Here is a 20,560-nt window from a genome sequence, read left to right as displayed (position 1 = left end):
ACTAGTAGGAAGAATAAAATTTAGTAATGAAAAAACGCACCAACACTAGAAATGCTGTAATGACTTTCTTTTTCATGTTCATTTTTATGAATTCGTACGCTCAATATGTATTTCGCGCAGACGCATTGCCACAGGAGATATCGTTACACCCTTATACCTCAATAACAGATCTTGGTCAGAAAGAACTGGGTATCCAATTTGTAATTTCGAACTATGAATCATTGAACTCAATATCTTTAAAAACAGCCAACGATGATTTAGGTTTTACCCAAAATAATTTTTGGGCACAATTAGCACTTCATAACCCTACTGATTCCGACTTGCATTATTATTTAGAAACGGCACTTCCTATAACTGATCTCGTGGAGTTATATACGGTCGATGAAGTTTCGGGTGAAATTTCGAAAGCAATAAGCGGGGATATTTTACCATTTTCTAAACGGGCGTATGATAATCGTAGGACAATTTTTAAAATTGATATCCAGTCTAAAGCAAAATTAAAATTATTTCTACATTTAAAAAGTGATGGCGAAGTACTGAAAATCCCTGTAATCTTGCGTACAGCAGATAATTTTATCCAGAAAGTTGCTTTTGAGCAATTAATCTTTGGAGTCTTTTATGGTATTTTGGCAATTGTAGCGATTATTTACTTCTTTTTCTTTTTTGCTTTAGGGAAAATTACCTTTTTATATTATAGTTTGTATGTTATTTTTGTAGGGCTATTGCAATTCGCATTAGATGGATTCTTCTATGAGTTTGTAACTCCACAAGCTGGATGGTTTTCAAACCACGCAATCCTTTTTATTGCGATTATTGCCGTTTTTTTATCTGGAAAATATAGTGAGGTATTTTTGAAAATAAAAAAACATAGTAAAACAATTTACAATTTGTTTAACCTAGCTTATATACTACTTTTTTTGCTATTAGTCTCTGTTGTTTTATTTCCTACATTGTTATTGCTAAACTACCTTTTGATTAACATACTTACGCTTGTTTTTCTTGTTTTGATAGTGTATTCAATAGTTTACCTATACTATAAAAGGAAACCAGTTGACTCTTTTTTCACCGCAGGTATTTTGTTTTTGATTCTAGGATTTACAGTTTTTATACTTCACAATTTTGGGCTACTTCCTAGTAATTTTATAACTCAAAATAGTTCTAAGTTAGGTACCGGTATGGAGGTTGTTTTTCTTTCGCTTTCGATGTCTAATCTAATCAGAAGTTTGAAAAACGAAAAAAATGAGCTGAACCGTATTGCTTTAGTTCGATCAGAGGAGATGAATGATTTAAAGACTTATTTTTTGTCTAACATCAGTCATGAGTTAAGAACTCCTTTAAATGCTATTATGAATTTAATAGATTCTGTTTCTAATGATGTAGAAGATGAAAAAATAAGAAAGAATTGCCAAGTCATCAAATATTCGTCCCATAGTTTACTAAGTTCTGTAAATGATATTTTAGATTTTTCGAAAATTGAAAAAAAAGAACTGAAAATCGAAAACATCCCTTTTAATCCAATGAAAGTTATCGAGAGTTTAAAAAGCAATGCCGAGATTCGAGCAAAAGACAAGGGACTGGATTTTCAATTTTTAATTTCAAATGATATTCCGGAGCTAATTAAGGGCGATGAAACCAGATTAGTGCAAATTATTAATAATGTATTAAGTAATGCTATTAAGTTTACCTCTGAGGGCTTTGTGAGTTTTAATATTAATGCCCACATCAAGGACGATAATAAAATGAGTTTAATAATTAAGGTTTCTGACTCAGGAGTGGGAATACCAAAAGATAAAATGGAAAGTATATTCGATTCTTTTTCTCAAAATAATATAGACAATAAAAGAAAGTTCGGCGGACTTGGTTTAGGTCTGTTTATTGTAAAAACACTTGTGGATATGCAAGATGGCAAAATAAAAATGCAAAGTGCTGTTGGTGAGGGTACAAGTTGCGAAATTACGATTGATTATGACATTGCTGAATTAAGAAGAAGTGAAATCTTAGCTTCTGAGCCTGTTGTTTATGATTTAGGCGGGAAAACCATATTAGTGGTCGAGGACAATGCGATGAATCAGATTGTTATTAAAATGATTACTAAAAAATGGTTGAATACCACTGTTTTATTTGCTAATAATGGTCAGGAAGGATTAGAAGCGTTTAAAACTGCTAAAATAGACCTTGTTTTAATGGATCTTCAAATGCCGGTTATGGATGGCTATGAAGCTACAATAGCAATAAGAAATAGTGAAGTAGGTCTTGAAAATGCGAACATTCCTATTATTGCTGTTACGGCTGATGTCATGGAAAGTACAAAAGCACGCGTCGCAGAAATAGGAATGAACCATTATTTGTCAAAGCCAATAAAAAAAGAAGATCTATATAATATCGTAAAAGAATTAGCCTAACTAAAGCGTAACCTTACATAAACATGCTTAATTCCTTTTTTTTCTGATTCTCTTTCGTCGATTTCTAAAATATCAGTCAAAGATTTAAGCATGGGTGTCAGTTTAGCAAAACCATAATTTCTTGGGTCAAACTCGGGTTTTTTCTTTACAATTAAGTTTCCTACGTCACCAAGAAAAGCCCATCCACTGTCATCAGCAATGTCATCTATTGAGTCTTCGATTAAATCTATTGTTGGTTCGTCGACTTTACTTAGTGGTTTCCTAATGTTTTTATCCTGTGTTTTTTCTATGTTCTTTCCAGTAACTTTTTTAGTTTCTGTATTTGATACTCTTTTAGGTGCATTTTTCTTAATTGCCCCATCTAGTACTTCGATAAATACAAATCGATCACATGCACTTATAAAAGGTTTAGGAGTTTTTTGTTCTCCTATTCCAATCACTTTCATGCCGGACTCACGCAAACGAATGGCCAAACGTGTAAAATCACTATCGCTGGAAACGATACAAAAACCATCTAATTTTCCGGAATACAACAAATCCATCGCATCGATTATCAATGCTGAGTCGGATGAGTTTTTTCCAGTAGTATAACTATATTGTTGGATGGGAGTAATGGCGTGCTCTAATAAAACAGCTTTCCAGCCATTTGCATTTGGGCGTGTCCAGTCGGCATAAATACGTTTTGTTGTAGGTGTTCCGTACTTGGTGATTTCTTCCATCATACCTTTTACATTGCTGTATGGTACGTTATCAGCATCAATTAAGACGGCTAATTTTAGTTCTTTAGTATTTTGCGACATAATAGTAATTGCATTTTGTGATTTTTCAAAGATACAAAGTTTATTATAAAAATGACTTCTAGAGCAAACAGGAGCAACACCTTTTCCCATCCTAAATATTGTACAGAATCCTGAAATAAATTCAAGAAAAAATAAGATATAAATGATAACAGGATTAGCTAGATAAAAATAAATTTACTTTAAAGACTTTTATAAAATATAAATATTATTTTTGCAACTTCTTAAAATTAAAATTATTACTTAAATATATTATGGTAAAGGATTTATTCGAAAGAATTCAAAACAATAAAGGACCATTAGGAAAATGGGCTTCACAAGCAGAGGGTTACTTTGTATTTCCAAAATTAGAAGGTGATTTAGGACCAAGAATGAAGTTTCAAGGAAAAGAAGTTTTGAACTGGAGTTTGAATGACTATTTAGGTTTAGCTAATCACCCTGAGGTAAGAAAAGCAGATGCAGATGCAGCTTTAGAATACGGTGCAGCTGCCCCAATGGGAGCTCGTATGATGAGTGGACACACTAAATATCACGAGCAATTGGAGAGTGAATTGGCAGCTTTTGTAATGAAAGAATCTGCTTATTTATTGAATTTTGGTTACCAAGGAATGGTGTCAATTATTGACGCTTTGGTTACTAGAAATGACGTAATTGTGTATGATGTTGATGGTCATGCATGTATTATTGACGGAGTTCGCTTACACAGCGGAAAACGTTTTACATACAAACACAACGACATTGAAAGTATGGAGAAAAACTTGCAACGTGCAACTAAAATTGCTTCGGAAACAGGTGGAGGAATCCTTTTTATTACGGAAGGTGTTTTTGGAATGCGTGGGCAACAAGGGAAATTGAAAGAAATTGTTGCTATGAAGCAAAAATACAACTTCCGTTTGTTAGTTGATGATGCACATGGTTTTGGTACACTTGGTGAAACAGGTGCTGGAGCAGGTGAGGAGCAAGGTGTTCAAGATGAAATTGACGTTTACTTCTCTACGTTTGCAAAATCAATGGCAAACATTGGTGCTTTTGTAGCGGCAGATCAAGATGTAATTGACTATTTGAAATATAATTTACGTTCTCAAATGTTTGCAAAAGCATTGCCTATGATTCAAACAATAGGTTCATTGAAACGTTTAGAGTTGTTGCGTAATCACCCAGAATTGAAAGACAAACTTTGGGAAAACGTGAATGCATTGCAAAACGGATTGAAATCTAAAGGATTTAATATTGGAGATACAAATACTTGTGTTACGCCAGTATATCTTGAAGGAAGTGTTCCAGAAGCGATGGTGATGGTAAACGATTTAAGAGAGAACTACGGAATTTTCCTTTCGATTGTAATTTATCCAGTGATTCCAAAAGGAATTATTTTATTACGTGTTATTCCTACTGCGTCACATACTTTGTCTGATATTGACGAAACATTGACTGCGTTTGAAGCGATTCGTGAGAAATTAGTAAACGGTACTTATAAAGAAATTGCATCAAGAACGAAAGTTGACTTAGACGCGTAATTCAATATATTTTTCAAATTCTCCAAGTGGGAATTTTATAAAAAAAACCATTCATTGTATGAATGGTTTTTTTTGTTTTTTAGTAATTTTAGCAATCTAATAACTATAAATAAAAAGAATTATGAAAAATGAATATTTATTTTCTACCGTATTATTATTGGCCCTAACTACGTCTTGTATGAATAATAAAAAAGAAGATGTAAGTGTACCGCAATTAGAAGTGGAAGCGCCATTAGAAACAGCAGCTAATCAATGTTATCAAGCCATAATTGGAAAAGATACCATTACACTAACTTTTATGGTCAATAGTGTGAACCAATTTGAAGGTGAATTAGATTATTCTTATTATCAAAAGGATAAAAGTTTTGGAACGCTTTTAGGGAATGTAAAAGGTGATACTATTTTTGCCGATTATACTTTTCAATCGGAAGGGAAAACATCAGTAAGAGAGTTGGCTTTTCTTAAAAATGATCCAAACACTTTTGTAGAAGGACATGGAGAGGTTGTAGAAGTAAATGGGAAAGCGGTTTTTAAAGATAAAAGCAAAATTAAGTTTGACGGAAACATAATTTACAATAAAATTGAATGTCAAGAATAATTTAAGAGCAATTCAAAGAAGCAAAAAATCCATTAGTTTGACGCTAATGGATTTTTTGTTTATCAGATTATAAAAACGGATTACTATTTTTAAAGTTCTTTTCTAAAAGTTTTTCTTCTGCAGCAAACTTCAGGCTTAAAATGTTTCCATAAATTTTGAACTGCAATATTATCAGCTAATTCAGGAGTTCGGTAACAGTTGATCACCCCTTTTTCTTTAAATGTATGATAATATTCATTGAAGATAATCGCTGTAACCGCTTTGTTTTGATAATCAGGATGCACACCGATTAAGTAGAAAATCATATCCTTGCTTTGTTTTTTAGCTTTTAGTAAATGAATAAAACCAAAAGGGAATAATTTTCCTTTTGCCTTTTGTAAAGCTTTAGAAAAAGAAGGCATTACGATACTAAAAGCGACAATATTATGGTCTTTATCCTCCACAAATTTAATATACTCAGGATTGATTAAGCTGATGTATTTTTTCTTGAAATATTCTTTCTGAATATCAGTTATTGCTACAAATGAAGATAAGGAAGCATAAGATTCGTTAAATAAATCAAACATCTTATCTACATGTGGCATTACCTCTTTTGTAGTTTTAAAATTAAGCGGACTCAGCTGGTATCTTCTTTTTACCAAATCATTAGCTTTCTCAAAAAACTCTGGTTTTACATTCGAAAAAGGAAACTTACTTTCAATATATTCTTTTTCGGTGACATAACCCAGCTGCTCAAAATGAGTGGCATAATAAGGATGATTGTACCAGGTAATCATCGTTCCTAATTCATCAAATCCTTCGGTAAGAACACCTACTTTATCTAAATTAGAAAAACCCATCGGGCCTTCGGCATATTCGAGATTGTTTTTTCGTCCTAATTCATATACTTTTTCTAGGAGTGCTTTTGTGACTTCGATATCATCTATTACATCAAACCAACCAAAACGAACTTTCTTTTTTTGTTGGTCATTTACCTCACTCCAATTGATAATTGCCGAAATTCGTCCTACAATTTCATCGTTTTTATAGGCAAGAAAAAAATAAGCTTCGGCATTTTCGAAAGCAGGATTTTTCTCTTTGTCGAATGATTCCAGTTCATCGGCAATGATGGGCGGAACCCAGAATTCGTTGTTTTTATATAGGGAGAAAGGGAATTTAATATATGATGTTAATTCACTCTTTGTAATCGCTTCTTTTATAGTAATCATTGTTGTTTATTAATTTGTAGACTCTAGTTGTTCTTTACGTTTTTTATTCTTTTTTTCGACTTTCTTCTGTGTTCTTGACTTGGGACTGCTACCACTGTCAATATTTATTCGAACTTCTTTATAATTTGTATCATAGCGCCATGAAAAACCAACACCTCCGTATAATATAGAAGGAGTCGTTTTTAAACTAGAACTTATTGAAGCGTCAATTTGAATGTCTTTATTGACTAAATACGCAGCACCACCTCTTACAATAGCATCGCTGTAGAAATCACTTTTAAATCCTTGATTCTCAATAAAAGCAGACCATTTGTTACTTATTCCTCTAGTAAGCGTAAGTGCATATCCATAACTCGGATATTCTGTTGAAATATAGTCGGCAATAATATTAGATACTAAAACCCATCTTCCGTCACCAAAATGGTTTTGAGTAATCAGCATGATTTTTGGGGAAACTGTTGATTGCGTTGGAAAGGAGAATGGATTATTTGAAAAGTGGAAATTTGCACCGGCATAAACGGAAACAGCAGGTACTAATTGTCTCCAATTAAAGGTTCTATTTGCCTTCCAGCTGTAAATATTAATTTTTTTTTCGTAATTTTTAAACGGATCATAAATTAAATATTTGGCACCAAGAACAGTTTGCTTTAAAGCGGACTTATCTACGCTACTGAAGGGTGTGGTGAAATTCTCGTTCTGATACTGCAAGTCAGCAATTAATTCTAGTCTTTCAAGTAATAGACCATATCTCAAAGTAAGATCTAAACCGAAACCTTTAGCATCGTACTCTAATAAGCTGTGGTTTTCTTTGATCCCATAAATACCTGCTTCGGCTTGAAGTACAGATTTGCCTACTGAAAATGCAGACATCGTTTCACCAGGTCTATTTGAATTTATTTGATCTGTATGTTGTCCATAATGAATTATTGGAAACATAAAAATCACAGCAGCAAGTATTATTTTAAGTTTTGACATATTCTTTTTGGATTTAAAAGTAATAACGCTGTTCAAATGTACTATATTTTATCATTTATTTAAGAATGATATTTTAATTTTGTCGCGAAATTGCGGGATTGATTTATTAATTTTGCTAAAAAATATTTGATTATGCAAACGGCCTCCTTTACAGGTTTTATAAAAACACTTTTTTACTTTGTGGCTTTCTATTACATTTTTAAGTTTGTGGCAAAATTACTATTGCCATTACTTGTTAAAAAAGTGGTGAAGAAAGCAGGAGAAAATTTCCAGCAACAACAGCGAAGTCAAGATACTTCATGGCAGAAAGCGCAATCTAATGACGAAATAATAATTGATACTTCAAATTCGAAGAAACCACGAGAGTCCAAAAAAGTAGGAGATTATGTCGATTACGAAGAAATAGATTAGATTTGCGCTAATTAACGGTCTCATATTTTAAAACATAACTCTGGAAATTTGAAAATTATAAATAAATTTTACCCGCACGCTTTAGCCATTCTTGGTTTTGTCATCGTATCTTTACTCTATTTTTATCCTGTTTTACAGGGAAAACAAATCTTCCAGTCTGATATTGCTCAGTATACGGGTATGGCCAAAGAGCAAAATGACTTTAGAGCCTCTGACCATGTGGAGCCCTTTTGGACGAACAGTGCTTTTGGAGGAATGCCTACCTATCAATTAGGAGCTAAGTATCCTTATGATTTTATAGGAGCTATTGATGATGTATTACGATTTTTGCCTCGTCCAGCTGATTATTTATTTTTGTACTTCTTAGGGTTTTACGGCTTATTATTAGTGCTAAAAACAGATCCGCTTAAGGCCTTTTTTGGTGCTTTAGCTTTTGGTTTTTCTACTTATTTGATTATTATTCTGGGTGTTGGACATAATTCCAAAGCACATGCGATTGCTTATATGCCGCTTGTGATTGCGGGATTTATTTTAGTTTTTAGAAAAAAATATTTTCTGGGTGGTTTACTTACGATGTTTGCGACAGCATTAGAAATCAATGCGAATCACTTTCAAATGACCTATTATTTATTGATTTTCTTATTGATTCTATCGGGTTATTTTATCTATTTAGAAATTAAAGAGAAATCATATAAAACGCTTTTAAATTCGCTTGGTGTTCTTGCAGTCGCTGGAGTGTTTGCGATAGGTGCCAATGCGACAAATTTATTAGCAACTGCTGAATATGCCGGTTTTAGTACCAGGGGAAAAAGCGAATTGAGTTTTAATCCTGATGGTTCAAAAAACACTTCTTCGACTGCGATGACCAGGAATTATATCACCGAATATAGCTACGGTCTGGCAGAAAGTTTTAATTTGATTGCTCCAAGACTTTTTGGAGGTTCGAATAATGAAGCGCTAGGAAAAGATAGTAAAATGTACGAATTCATGATTGGTCAGGGAGTTCCAGAGGGACAAGCAGCCGATTATGTAAAAGGGATGCCAACCTATTGGGGAGACCAACCGATAGTGGCAGCGCCAGCTTATATTGGTGTTGTTGTTTTCTTTTTGGCAATTATGGCTTTATTTATTGATGATAGAAAAATAAAATATGTTTTTCTTTCGGGAGCCATTGTGGCTTTGATACTTTCATGGGGAAAGAATTTTCCTTTATTGACTGATTTCTTTATCGATTATGTGCCGATGTACAATAAGTTTAGAGCGGTCTCTTCGATACAAGTTATTCTAGAATTATGTTTCCCTGTTTTGGCCATTATGGGATTACAGTCATTCTTTAAACTGGATAACAAATTACAATGGAAAGCAGTATATAGTTCGGTAGGAGTAGCTTTTGGGCTCATAGTGGCTTTGTTTTTAAGTAAAAGCATGTTTGATTTTACAGGTGCTAATGACGGATATTATAGAGAAAGTTACGGTCCTGAATTTGTTGATGCACTTATAGGTGACAGGATGAGTTTGTATAGTGCGGATTTATTGCGATCAGGATTTTTTATACTTTTAGTTGCTGGAGTTCTTTGGTTGTTTATAAAAAATAAAATTGCTCAAAATACCGCAATAATTCTTGTAGGTCTATTTATGGTGTCTGATTTATTCTTTGTTGCTAAAAATTATGTTTCGGCAAAAGATTTTGTTAGTGGGAGAGAAGTTGAAGTTCCTTTTCAAGAAACAGCTTCCGATATTGAGATTCTAAAGGATACTTCTCACTATCGTGTTTTTGAGGTGAGCGGTAATTTCTCGAGTGCGAGAGCTTCTTATTTCCATAAATCGATCGGTGGATATCATGCTGCAAAACCTAGAAAAGTACAGCAACTTTTCGATTATCAGATTGCTAAAAACAACATGGAAGTTTTAAACATGTTAAACGTTAAATACATTATACAGACTAATAAAGAAGGAAAAGAATTCCCAACGATTAACCCAAATGCTAACGGGAATGCTTGGTTTGTAAATGATGTTAAATTAGTGAATAAGGCTAATGATGAAATGAAGCTTTTAGAGCAACTGGACACAAAAAGAGCAGCTATTTTCAATATTCATCTTTATGGAGATAAATTTAAAAATGCGCGATTAAAAAGAAATTTGGACACAACAGGAACAATTAAAGTTGAAGTTTATAAACCCAATTATATAAAATACACTTCGAATAATAAAGGTGAAGGCCTAGCTGTTTTCTCTGAAATCTATTATGAAGACGGATGGAATGCCTACATCGATGATGTAAAAACAGAACATTTTCCTGTTGATTATGTTTTGAGAGCTATGATTGTGCCTGCAGGAGAACATACTATCGAATTTAAATTTGAACCACAAGTAATAAAAACAGGAAGTATCATTACTTTAATTAGTGCTGCTGGAATGTTATTGCTTGTTGTTGGTGGGATATATTATGAAAGAAAAAAAAGTTTAAAGTCTAACGTTTAGAGTTTTTATAATATCGATTTTTTTGGGTTTCGAACCCTTAAACCTTAACCCTTAAACTTTGGAATCAAAGAAAATCTTAATTATAACCTATTATTGGCCACCGGCAGGAGGACCAGGAGTTCAGCGTTGGCTGAAGTTCGTGAAGTATCTTCCGGAATTTGGAATTCAGCCTATAGTTTATGTTCCTGAGAATCCTACTTATCCAATTGTTGATGAAAAATTGGTGAAAGAAGTGTCAGATAAGGCAATTGTATTGAAGCATAAAATCTTTGAGCCTTATCAATTAGCTTCTTTATTTTCTACAGCTAAAACTAAAAAAATTAGTTCAGGTATTATTCCAAATAAGAAAAAACAATCCTTTATGGACAAACTTTTTCTTTTAATTAGGGGTAATTTATTTATTCCCGATGCGCGTTTTTTATGGGTAAAGCCTTCGGTAGCTTATTTAGAAAAATACATTGTTGAGAACAATATTGACACTATTGTTACATCGGGACCACCGCATAGCTTACATCTCATCGGACTTCAATTAAAACGAAAGTTAGATTTGAAATGGTTTGCTGACTTTAGAGATCCTTGGACAACCATTGGATACCATAAATCCTTGAGATTATCAAATTACGCCACCGACAAGCATAAGATGTTAGAGCGCAAAGTTTTGACCTCTGCAGATACTATTATAGTGACGAGCAAGACTACGAAAAAGGAGTTTGAAGCCATTACTAAAAAGCCTATTGCGGTGATAACAAATGGTTATGATGTCGAGAAAGTAGAAATACAGCCACTCGATGCAAAATTCAGCTTGGCGCATATTGGTTCTTTTCTTTCAGAAAGAAATCCTATGATTTTATGGGATAGTATAGTTGAATTAGTGAATGAAGTTCCAGATTTCAAATCACATTTAGAGATAAAACTGATAGGAGCTGTAAGTCAGGAAGTACTGGAAACTATTTCGGAATTTGGATTGAATTCTTATTTAAATAATCTAGGATATGTTTCACACGGTGAAGCGATCGCGCATCAACGCAAATCGCAAGTTTTGTTATTGATCGAAATCGATTCTGACGACACAAAAAGTATAATTCCAGGGAAATTATTCGAATATATAGTTTCTAATAGACCTATTATTGCAATTGGCCCCAGAAATTCTGATTTTGCAGAAATAATAACGACGACTAATACGGGAGTATTTTTTAACTATTCGGAGAAAACCAAGCTAAAAAGTGTAATTTTGGACTTTTACAATCAATTTTTAGAAGGGAAATTACAATCGAATGGAGTAGGATTGCAGCAGTATTCCAGAAAAAGTTTAACCAAGGAGTTAGCGCAATTGATTAATTCTAAATTCTAATAAACTACTAAGCTTTCATGGGAATAGTTTTAAATCAATCGTTAAAAAACACAATAATAACTTATATCGGTTTTGGCATTGGGGCTGTAAATACAATTTATTTATATCCCTTTTTTCTTGGAGCAACCTACTATGCATTAACTAATTATGTGCTGTCGGCATCTAGTATTATTATGCCTTTGTTAGCTTTTGGTATGCAAAATACTTTGGTTAAATTTTACTCACAATGTAAAACAGAACAAGAGCAAGCTAAATTTTTATCATTTACGGTTCTGTTTCCGTTACTCTTAAGTGTTCCTTTGATCTTATTAGGAATGCTCTTTTACACTGATATTTCTGATTTCCTTTCTAGGGAAAACCCAATTGTGAAGGATTATTTATGGTTAATTCCTTTTACGGGTTTATGCATGGCTTATTTCGAAATATTTTATGCTTGGGCTAGAGTACATATGCACTCGGTTTTTGGTAATTTTATTAAAGAAGTAGGTCTTCGTTTTTTTTCCCTACTCGCATTGATTGCAGTTTATTTTAATTGGATTACAGTGATACAATTTGTTTATGTTACTGCTGGTATTTATTTTGTGGCCTGCATAGTGACTATGTTTTATGCATTTTACCTTAAAAAACCAGAATTTCAGTTTTCAGTACCTCATAATGTAAAGGAAATTATGGTGTATACTTTTTTTATTATTTTATCGGGAAGTGTGGCTACATTGCTTTTAGATATTGATAAATTAATGCTGAACCAATATATCAAAATCGAAAACATAGCTTATTATTCAGTGGCGACTTATATTGCATTGGTTATTTCAGTTCCTTCTAGGGCAATGCACCAAATCGTATATCCGATTACTGCAAAATTAATGCATGAGAATAAACATGATGAACTAAATGTTTTATATAAGAAGACTTCTATTAACCTTCAAGTGGTGGGTGGATTTGTGATGTTGTGTATTTTTGTCAATATAAACCAACTTTATGAAATGGTACCCAAAGAGTATGGAGGCGGGATTTTTGTGGTTTTTATGATTGGGATATCGAAGTATTTTGATTTAATTTTAGGAAACAATAATGCGATAATTTTTAATACTAAATATTACCGAGCCGTTTTATTTCTTGGAGTAATCTTGGTTTTTTTAACAGTTGGTTTAAACATGATTTTCATTCCTATTTATGGCATTATAGGCTCTGCTTTTGCTACTTTATTATCCATCACCTTATATAGTTTAGCTAAACTACTTTTTGTTGTTAAAAGGCTGCATTTGTATCCGTTTACAAAACAGACTATTTATTCTATGGGGCTTACCCTTGTTTTATTTCTATTATTTTATTTTTGGGATTTCCCTTTTATTCCAATTGTTGCTATTATATTGAAGTCTATATTGGTTACTGGTACTTATATAGTAATCAATTATAAGTTTGTTATTTCAACTGAAATAAATGATGTAATCAACACACTAATAAAAAGAGTGGGAATTTAGCCTTTGGCTTAATTTTTAATCTATTTTATCTCTATTATTTGATAGCGTGTGTTTTTTTTAGGCAATTTTTTTTGGTGTTTTTTTATCTTCTATACTAAATTGTTTTAAGAAGATAAATCAGTAAATTTTATAAACCTTAATGTTTTATGTGTAATAATATTTATACGTTATAACAATATATTTGTAGGAACCGTTTAGTGTTTTTCCTGATTAATATTTTTTAAAATATCACTAAAAGTGGGTATTGTAACTCTAAACGGAACAATGTAATTTTACAACCCCCATCAAGTACATTGCTTAAAGTGTAATTGATTATATGAAAACATTAAATTATGAATTCGATAAACATTACTCCAGAAGAGAATCTATTTAAACTTAAAAAGATTTTAAATGAAAAAGTTAGTAAAGGCTTCACGATTGAAGAAATAAATAATAAAATGCCTTTTGCAGTTTTATGTAAAAAAGGCATAAAGGTAAATCATAATATTAATTTTTTATTTTCATGTGTAACTCTTGGTTTGTGGTCTATACCATGGATTTATAAAACATGTATTTCCTCAAAAGATAGAAAAATAGTAGTTGCCATCGATGAAGATGGAAATCCATTTGTTGACAAATGTTACAGTAATTAACTAAATTGCAGTTTATTTCAAATAATAAATAAATTTTTAACTAGCAATAATGAAAAAAAAAATACTTTATGCAACCGCAATTATGTTTAATGTTTTTGTGGCTTCATCGCAAACTGATACAGCAACAAATACAATAACAGAAAATAGTTCTATAGCAATAGATAATGAACAGTTTTTACCAAAAAAAAATAATATTAAAATCAGTTTAACGAGTCTTGCTTTTAAGAATTTTCAATTTCAATATGAAAGAAGCCTTACCAAGCGTATCGGTGTTGTAATAGGGTATAGTTTTATTTCAAAAGGGAGTGTGCCTTTTAAATCGCAAATAAATGATTTGGTATCTGATGACCCTGACTCTCAAGATATGTTTACTAATGCTGAATTAGGGTACAATGCTATTACACCTGAAGTTCGATTTTATTTAGGAGAAGGCTATGGAAAAGGATTTTATATTGCGCCTTTTTACAGACACTTACAATATGATATTACGGGAGTTAATTTTACTTACACCAATCAACTAAGTGGAAAAGATGATATTGATATGGGTGGAAAACTTTCTGCAAATACTTTTGGATTACAATTTGGTGCACAGTTTAATTTAGGAAAGCACCTTATTTTAGATTGGTGGATTGCAGGTCCTCATTATGGTACTTCTAAAGGGGATTTTCTAGGAGTATCTGACCGAACCTTAACACAATTTGAGCAGGACGAACTTCAAAAAGAGCTTGATAAAATTGAACTTCCTTTATCGGATGTGAATGCCAAGGCTAATGCAAATGGAGCCACAATAAATATTAGTGGACCTTGGGGAGGAATTCGAAGTGGACTAAGTTTAGGGTATAGATTCTAAAGAATATAAAAAAAAAGCAGAAAATTCGATTCGGAATTTTCTGCTTTTTTTATAATTTTAAAGCTGTTTTTAAGTATGCTCCAGTAATTGATTTTTTGTTTTTTACAATTTCTTCGGGAGTTCCTACAGCTAGTAATTGTCCTCCATTTTCCCCGCCTTCAGGACCTAAATCAATAACCCAATCGGAACATTTTATAAGATCGAGATTGTGTTCAATAACTAATATTGAGTGTCCTTTTTCTATTAGTGCTTCAAAAGAAGCTAATAGTTTCTTTATGTCATGGAAATGCAATCCAGTTGTAGGCTCATCGAACACAAATAATGCTTTTTCTTTTGTTGCTCCTTTTACTAAGAAAGAAGCTAGTTTTATCCTTTGGGCTTCACCACCGGACAAGGTAGAAGAGGATTGTCCTAACTGAACATACCCCAATCCAACGTCTTGCAATGGTTTTAGTTTCTGTGTAATTTTATGCTGCTGATTTTTTTCGAAAAAGGCCACAGAATCATCAATAGTCATTGTCAGGATATCATTGATGTTTTTGCCAGCAAAAGCGACTTCGAGCACTTCCTTCTTAAATCGCTTTCCATTACAAGTTTCACATGGCAATTGCACATCGGCCATAAAGACCATTTCTACATTAATAGAACCTTCACCTTTGCAGGTTTCACATCGGCCAGCATCGACGTTAAAAGAAAAGTGCTTTGGTAAATAACCTCTTATTTTAGATAATTTTTCTTTGGCATACAATTCTCTAATGTCATCATAAGCTTTAATATAAGTCACTGGATTAGAACGAGAGCTTCTCCCAATAGGATTTTGATCTACATATTCAATATGTTTTATATTAGAAAAAGAGCCTGTCATCTCAGTAAACTGACCTGCTTTTTCACCCGCATTGTCTAATTTTTTTTGCATTGCAGGAAACAATATTTTCTTGATCAGCGTACTTTTTCCACTTCCTGAAACTCCTGTAACGACAGTAAGTACATCCAAGGGGAAAGTAACATCAATATTTTGAAGGTTGTTTTCTCTAGCTCCTTTTATATCGATGAAATTTTTGAATTTTCTTCGTTTTTTTGGCACCGAAATTTCTAAATCACCATTAAGATACTTCGCAGTAAGTGAAGTTGTTTTTAAAATTTCTTCGAATGTTCCTTGAGCAACTAATTCTCCACCGAAGGAACCCGCTTCTGGACCGATGTCGATAATCATATCGGCAGCTTTCATAATATCTTCATCGTGTTCCACGACTATTACGGTATTGCCTAAATCTCTTAACGAAAGCAATACTTTTATCAATCGTTCCGTATCTTTTGGGTGTAACCCAATACTTGGCTCATCTAAAATATACATCGAGCCCACCAAACTACTCCCTAGTGATGTGGCTAAGTTGATACGCTGTGATTCTCCACCAGAAAGAGTAGCTGAATTTCGATTTAAGGTGAGGTAATCTAAACCCACTTCGGTTAAAAAAGACAATCGGTTGTTGATTTCTAATAGTAGACGCTTGGCTATTTGTTTTTCGTATACATCTAATTCGATGCTTTGGAAAAAAGAAACTAAATGCTTGATTGGTAAATCAACTAAGTCAGAAACCGTTTTTGAATTAATTTTTACATAAGAAGCTTCAATGCGCAAACGCTTTCCTTTACAGGAATGACATTTAGTTTTACCGCGATAACGAGAAAGCATCACGCGATTTTGTATTTTATAATTTTTTTCTTCTAATTCTTTAAAAAAGTCGTTGAGACCTTGGAAATATTTGTTTCCTTTCCATATCAACTCTTTTTGCTCGTCTGTCAATTGATAAAACGGTTTGTGAATTGGGAAATCAAACTTGTATGCGTTGTTTACTAGTTCATCACGAAACCAGCTCATACTTTCGCCTCGCCAAGGGAAAATGGCATTCTCGTAAACCGATAATGAAGTATTAGGAGTCACAAGTTCAGCATCAATACCTATTATATTACCATATCCTTCGCATACAGGACAAGCTCCATAAGGATTGTTGAAACTGAATAAGTGAACATTTGGCTCTAAGAAAGTAATACCGTCTAGTTCGAAATTATTCGAATAAGAAAATCTTTTGTCCGAATTTAATTCTTGTAAGTGGCAGATTCCTTTTCCTTCATAGAAAGCAGTTTGCACCGCGTCTGCAAGGCGATTAAAGAATTCCTCTTCGTCTTTTACTACAATTCGGTCAATGATTAAAAGAATGTCTTTATTGTCAAGCGAGTGCTGGTCGATTTCGTCCAAACGAATCATTTGATTGTCAACTAAAATACGCGCAAACCCTTGCTGTAGCAACGCTTTTAACTTGTCCTCAAGCTTCCTGCCTTCTTCGAGATGAATTGGTGCGAGAAGTAGCCATTTGCTGTCTAATTCAAAATTTTTGACGTCAGTTACGACATCGGTAACTGTGTTTTTTTTAACTTCTTGTCCGGATATTGGTGAAAATGTTCTGCCTATTCGGGCAAAAAGCAATTTCATATAATCGTAGATCTCAGTAGAAGTTCCCACTGTAGATCGAGCGTTTGTAGTGTTTACTTTTTGTTCAATAGCAATCGCAGGTGCAATTCCTTTAATATATTCTACCTTAGGTTTGTCCAGTCTTCCAAGGAATTGTCTCGCATAAGAAGACAAACTTTCTACATAACGACGTTGTCCTTCGGCATACAAAGTATCAAACGCTAAACTGGATTTTCCAGAACCGGAAAGACCAGTAATTACAACTAATTTGTTGCGCGGAATTACAACATCCACATTCTTTAGATTGTGAACTTGTGCACCTTTAATAATTATGTTTTTCTTGGGATCTATTTTGGAAAGGTCAACTTGCATAAAAAGAAATGTATTTATGCAAAAGTAATCAATTTTGGATAGAGAAACGGAACTGAACAAATCACAAATTTTAGCTTATTGATGTATTTTAAATTAAATTTGGTTTTCATGACTTAATTTTAATATTTCCTTTCAGACAATAAGTGCTTTTTTAGTTTTATTTTTGAAATATACTAAAATCCTTTTCCATTGAAAACAAAATTATACATCCTTTTCATTTTAATTTCTTCTTTGGCTTTCTCTCAGGAGTTACCACCAATTGTCAAATATTCACCCAATATTTATGGTGCAGGAAATCAAAATTGGATGATTTCTCAGGATAAAAATCATTTCTTATTTTTTGCTAACAATGAAGGACTACTCGAATATAATGGTTCTAATTGGGAATTATACCCGTCGCCAAATGAAACTATTATACGTTCTGTAAAAGTAATTGATGATAAAATCTACACGGGTAGTTATATGGAATTTGGTTTTTGGGCAAGAAAATCTAATGGGAAGCTCAGTTATACTTCCTTAAGTCAGACCATTAAAACTAAGCTCCTCGACGACGAACAATTTTGGAACATATTAAATTTTGATCAATGGGTTATTTTTCAATCATTAAATAGAATTTATATTTATGATTCCAAGGCGGCTAATTTTAAGATCATATCCCCTCCTACAGGCGTAAATAAATCTTTTAGAGCTAGTAATTCTATTTATTTTCAAACAACTGATGGAGGGCTTTATGAAATTGAAAGTGGAAAAGGTCGATTAGTTTCTGAGCACCCTATTTTGAAAAAAAATAGGATAATAAATATTTCTGTATCTGATGATGGTCTTTTAATCCAAACGCAATTAAATGGATTTTATAAACTGATAGGAAAGGAATTATCTAAGTTTTCAACAGAAGCTGATGCCCAACTGTCAGCCAGTAGTGTGTATAGCAGTCAAGTACTTTCTGATGGTAATATTGCTATAGGAACCGTGTCTAATGGAATTTTCATTACAGACCGCGCTGGAAAATTGGTATATCATATCTCGCAAAGTAGGGGATTGAGTAATAATACAGCCTTGTCTTTGTTTGAAGATGCAGATGGCAACCTTTGGGTTGGTTTAGATAATGGTATAAATTGTATTAATCTTCAGTCAGCGATTCATAGTTTTGTTGACAATACAGGTGTTTTAGGAACGGTATATAATTCTAAAGTATATAAGGGTAATTTATATATAGGAACTAATCAAGGGTTGTTTTATAAAAAGTATCAAAGTAATGATACTTTTAAATTTATTTCAGGGACTAAAGGACAAGTATGGTCTTTGTTTGAATACGATGGAACCTTATTTTGCGGTCATGATTCAGGAACCTTTGTAGTAGGAGAAGGTATTGCAAAAAACATATTCCCTTTTTCCGGGACATGGAAATTCGAAACGGTTCCAAATAAAAAAGAGCTGTTGCTTCAAGGAAATTACTATGGTATTTCGGTATTGGAAAAAGTAAATAACCAATGGATTTTTAGAAACAAAATTTCAGGATTTGATTATTCTTCCAAGTATTTTGAAATTGTAAACACAAATGAGTTATATGTAAGTCATGAGTATAAAGGCGTTTTTAGACTGCAACTAGATAATCAATTATCGAAAATAAAAACTTTCACCTCATATAAAACTCCTAGAAAAGGAAAAAATGCAGGTTTGATCAAGTTTAATAATGCAATTTATTACGCCTACAAAGAAGGTGTATTTAAGCTAAATAATAAAACAAAGCAATTTGAAAAAGATAAGGTATTAAGCGCTATTTTCGAAAAAGACGAATATACTTCTGGAAAATTAATTGTGGATAATTCCAATAAGATCTGGTTATTCTCGAAAAATTACATTCATTATTTTTCACTGAGTAAAATAAATAACCAGCTGAAGCAAAATGTAATTTCTATTCCTTCGTCGTTGACCAACTCTATGTTAGGTTATGAAAATATATCACAGTTGTCAAACTCTGACTATCTTATAGGTACGACTGATGGTTATTATGTTATGAATATCAATGAGTTAAGTTTTAAAAACTACAATGTATCCATCACTAACATTGCTACAAATAAACAAAATGGAGCGAATGTTAGTCAGTCTGTTAAAGAAAATGGGGAATTTAAATACGATGATAATAACATTAGTTTCAGTTATACTGTCCCTGAGTATAATAAATATATAAATGTCGAGTATCAATATTTTCTCGAAGGTGTTCACGAAGAATGGAGTGCGTGGAGTGCAAAATCTACAATAAATTTTAAAAACTTACCGCCTGGCGATTATACATTTAAAGTGAAAGCGAAATTTGCAAATTCAACTTTGGATAATACTGCAACATATTCATTTACTATTTTTAAACCTTGGTATGGAACTAACGTTGCTATCTTTATTTATCTCATTTTAATTCTTGTAATGGCATATTATATTCATAAAGCGTACAAAAATTATTATCAAAAGCAGAAAGAGAAGTTGATTGAAGAGAATAATCTTTTGCTAGAGATTAAAGAATTAGAGAATGAACAACAAATGATGCGAATTAGAAACGAACAGCTTTCTCAGGATGTGGATTCTAAAAGTAGAGAACTGGCGGTCTCCACCATGAGTCTAAATAGTAAGAATGAATTACTGGCTTTCATTAAAGAAGATCTGAAAAAAACAAATGAAGATGGAAATAGAAGTGTGAAATCTGTTATATCTACTATTAATAAAAACATCTCCAAAGACGATACTTGGAATGTTTTTAAAGAAGCGTTTGATAGTGCCGACAAAGATTTCTTGAAAAAAATAAAATTAGCTCATCCTTCCTTAACACCAAACGACCTTAGACTTTGTGCCTATCTTAGATTAAACCTTTCTTCTAAAGAAGTAGCTCCATTATTGAATATTTCTGTACGTAGTGTCGAAATTAAAAGATACCGATTAAGGAAGAAAATGGAATTGACTCATGAGCAAGGTCTTGTAGAGTATATTTTGGCTGTATAGTTTTACTGTTTTTAAAGTAAATCA

The 20,560-nt window shown here is 32.7% G+C and carries 14 protein-coding genes; 10 read left to right on the top strand and 4 right to left on the bottom strand.

The window, feature by feature from the left end; translation table 11 throughout:
* Positions 1 to 26: 26 nt before the first annotated feature.
* The gene (locus tag FQU23_RS11470; protein ID WP_147673947.1) at positions 27 to 2,402 is read left to right on the top strand and encodes a hybrid sensor histidine kinase/response regulator; all 2,376 of its coding nucleotides are present in this window, start codon (positions 27 to 29) and stop codon (positions 2,400 to 2,402) included.
* Here the strand turns inward: FQU23_RS11470 and FQU23_RS11465 are convergent.
* Positions 2,399 to 3,202 carry an NYN domain-containing protein gene (locus FQU23_RS11465; RefSeq protein WP_209282345.1) on the bottom strand — a complete coding sequence of 268 codons (804 nt, stop codon included), beginning with the start codon at positions 3,200 to 3,202 and terminating at the stop codon, positions 2,399 to 2,401. The two genes, FQU23_RS11470 and FQU23_RS11465, sit on opposite strands and share 4 nt — an antisense overlap.
* Before the next feature lie 251 nt (positions 3,203 to 3,453).
* On the opposite strand from FQU23_RS11465, the gene FQU23_RS11460 reads away from it, so the two are divergent.
* Both FQU23_RS11460 and FQU23_RS11455 read left to right on the top strand, forming a co-directional pair.
* A complete protein-coding gene (locus tag FQU23_RS11460) occupies positions 3,454 to 4,716 on the top strand; it encodes an aminotransferase class I/II-fold pyridoxal phosphate-dependent enzyme (protein ID WP_132110606.1) in 1,263 nt (420 codons plus the stop codon).
* A 121-nt stretch (positions 4,717 to 4,837) separates the two neighbouring features.
* Positions 4,838 to 5,314: a hypothetical protein gene (locus FQU23_RS11455; protein WP_147673946.1), complete on the top strand. Its 477-nt coding sequence runs from the start codon at positions 4,838 to 4,840 to the stop codon at positions 5,312 to 5,314.
* Positions 5,315 to 5,403: 89 nt separating this feature from the next.
* Here the strand turns inward: FQU23_RS11455 and FQU23_RS11450 are convergent, their stop codons facing one another.
* Together FQU23_RS11450 and FQU23_RS11445 are read right to left on the bottom strand one after the other, a co-directional pair.
* The gene (locus FQU23_RS11450; RefSeq protein ID WP_147673945.1) at positions 5,404 to 6,522 is read right to left on the bottom strand and encodes a GTP cyclohydrolase; all 1,119 of its coding nucleotides are present in this window, start codon (positions 6,520 to 6,522) and stop codon (positions 5,404 to 5,406) included.
* 9 nt (positions 6,523 to 6,531) lie between these two features.
* Positions 6,532 to 7,497 carry a transporter gene (locus tag FQU23_RS11445; protein WP_165425764.1) on the bottom strand — a complete coding sequence of 322 codons (966 nt, stop codon included), beginning with the start codon at positions 7,495 to 7,497 and terminating at the stop codon, positions 6,532 to 6,534.
* Positions 7,498 to 7,629: 132 nt separating this feature from the next.
* On the opposite strand from FQU23_RS11445, the gene FQU23_RS11440 reads away from it, so the two are divergent.
* The 6 genes from FQU23_RS11440 to FQU23_RS11415 all read left to right on the top strand — a co-directional run bounded on the left by FQU23_RS11440 (position 7,630) and on the right by FQU23_RS11415 (position 14,703).
* Positions 7,630 to 7,908, top strand: coding sequence for a DUF4834 family protein (locus tag FQU23_RS11440; protein WP_147673944.1), 279 nt, complete (start codon positions 7,630 to 7,632; stop codon positions 7,906 to 7,908).
* A 48-nt stretch (positions 7,909 to 7,956) separates the two neighbouring features.
* On the top strand, positions 7,957 to 10,389 hold the full coding sequence (locus FQU23_RS11435; protein WP_147673943.1) for a YfhO family protein: 2,433 nt from the start codon (positions 7,957 to 7,959) through the stop codon (positions 10,387 to 10,389).
* Between the two features lie 58 nt (positions 10,390 to 10,447).
* Positions 10,448 to 11,740, top strand: a complete 1,293-nt coding sequence (locus FQU23_RS11430; protein ID WP_147673942.1) for a glycosyltransferase family 4 protein — start codon at positions 10,448 to 10,450, stop codon at positions 11,738 to 11,740.
* Positions 11,741 to 11,757: 17 nt separating this feature from the next.
* Positions 11,758 to 13,221, top strand: a complete 1,464-nt coding sequence (locus FQU23_RS11425; RefSeq protein WP_147673941.1) for a lipopolysaccharide biosynthesis protein — start codon at positions 11,758 to 11,760, stop codon at positions 13,219 to 13,221.
* A 332-nt stretch (positions 13,222 to 13,553) separates the two neighbouring features.
* Positions 13,554 to 13,853 carry a hypothetical protein gene (locus FQU23_RS11420; RefSeq protein WP_132110592.1) on the top strand — a complete coding sequence of 100 codons (300 nt, stop codon included), beginning with the start codon at positions 13,554 to 13,556 and terminating at the stop codon, positions 13,851 to 13,853.
* Between the two features lie 49 nt (positions 13,854 to 13,902).
* Positions 13,903 to 14,703, top strand: a complete 801-nt coding sequence (locus FQU23_RS11415) for a DUF3575 domain-containing protein (RefSeq protein WP_147673940.1) — start codon at positions 13,903 to 13,905, stop codon at positions 14,701 to 14,703.
* 49 nt (positions 14,704 to 14,752) lie between these two features.
* Here FQU23_RS11415 and uvrA read toward each other — a convergent pair whose 3' ends face one another.
* On the bottom strand, positions 14,753 to 17,545 hold the full coding sequence (gene uvrA / locus FQU23_RS11410) for an excinuclease ABC subunit UvrA (RefSeq protein ID WP_147673939.1): 2,793 nt from the start codon (positions 17,543 to 17,545) through the stop codon (positions 14,753 to 14,755).
* Between the two features lie 189 nt (positions 17,546 to 17,734).
* Here uvrA and FQU23_RS11405 point away from each other — a divergent pair, with 189 nt between their 5' ends.
* On the top strand, positions 17,735 to 20,536 hold the full coding sequence (locus FQU23_RS11405) for a triple tyrosine motif-containing protein (RefSeq protein ID WP_147673938.1): 2,802 nt from the start codon (positions 17,735 to 17,737) through the stop codon (positions 20,534 to 20,536).
* Positions 20,537 to 20,560: the final 24 nt, after the last annotated feature.

The organism is Flavobacterium sp. XN-5, from assembly GCF_008033395.2.
Taxonomy (GTDB): Bacteria; Bacteroidota; Bacteroidia; order Flavobacteriales; family Flavobacteriaceae; genus Flavobacterium; species Flavobacterium hiemivividum.
This window is presented reverse-complemented; position numbering and strand designations above follow the sequence as displayed.